1 protein-coding gene is annotated in these 1,310 nt (G+C 36.7%); it reads right to left on the reverse strand.

Translation table 11 applies throughout. From position 1 onward, the window contains the following. Window positions 1–38: 38 nt before the first annotated feature. Window positions 39–1,225, reverse strand: a protein-coding gene (locus EM808_RS28345) for an IS3 family transposase (RefSeq protein ID WP_127743151.1) whose coding sequence is annotated in 2 segments (ribosomal slippage) — window positions 39–928 and window positions 928–1,225 — 1,188 coding nt in all. Because the reading frame shifts where the segments join, the coding sequence is not laid out codon by codon here. Window positions 1,226–1,310 lie beyond the last annotated feature (85 nt).

Raw genomic sequence — 1,310 nt, forward strand, 5'->3', positions numbered from 1 at the left:
TGGTCTTACCCCTGTCAAGTAGACAGCCATAAAAAAGACTATGCAGCCAGTGTGACTCGGTATTCAACCGGAGCACACTGGTTGAGTCGTTTTTGGAATCTTTTATAGTTATATTCGTACATATAATCTTCTATTGCTTGTTCAAGTTCATGTTCTGTTTTACAATTAATTTGATACAACTTCTCCGTCTTGAAATGTGAGAAGAACGACTCGATACAGGCATTATCTAGGCAGTTTCCTTTGCGAGAGTGGCTGCCTAGAATACCCTTTTCACTTAGTCGTTTACTGTATTGCCTAGACGTGTACTGGAATCCTTGATCCGAATGTAGGATTGTTCCATGCACGTTTCTTTTGTTTGTAACCTGTTCAACTGTATCTAATACCAGTTTTATATCATTCCTATTTGAGAGTTTCCATGCAACTATTTCATTGTTATATAAATCCTGCACTACCGAAAGGTAATAAAAGCGATTCTGAAACGGAATGTATGTAATATCAGTCACTAATACTTCATTGAACTTCCTATCCTTAAATTGACGATTTACCATATTAGGATAGACATTTGATGCTTCTTTACCAAAGAAACGACGTTTCTTTCTTATAATTGATTGAATTCCTAAATCTTTCATTAATCTGTAAATACGCTTATGGTTAACGATTAGCCCTTCATCTTTTAATGCAGTCGTTAAGCGAGGATAACCATACTGATTGTTTCTTCGATGGACTGCTAGAATATGTCCCTTGATCGAGCTCTCTCTTTCCAATCTCTCTCTTCTCTGTTCTCCAGTACTTTCCCATTTATAATAACCTGCACGGCTAACCTTCGCGATTTCAACTAACCATGTGACTGGATATTCGCTTCTCATCTCATTGATGATTTTAAATCGTTCTGATTTTTTCACTTCACCTCTCCGTGTAGATTTGGATAACGCTTTTTTAAGTATTCAACCTGTGCCTTTAAGTAATCTCTCTCTTCTTCAACACTGTTAAATTTTGTTTTAGGTCTACCGATAAATGGATGAGTAGACGGGTTAGACCCTCGAAGATCATGAAACGATTCACCTTTTCTGTATTTCTTTACCCAATCCTTAAGCTGGGTTGAACTCCTAAGTCCTAATTCCTCAGAAATAGAATTGTAGCTTCCTTCTCCGTTTTCATACATTATTACTGCTTTTAGTTTTGTTTCTGAAGAGTATGATTGAAATGTTTGCCCTTTTTTTGCCATAATAAAATCCCCTCCAAGTAGAGTGTACCATCCACAATTATTCTTGTGGGCTTTTTACACTGTCTACCTAAAGGGGATAATATCA

Origin of the sequence: Niallia taxi (assembly GCF_004005475.1) — a bacterium.
Taxonomy (GTDB): Bacteria; Bacillota; Bacilli; order Bacillales; family Cytobacillaceae; genus Niallia; species Niallia taxi.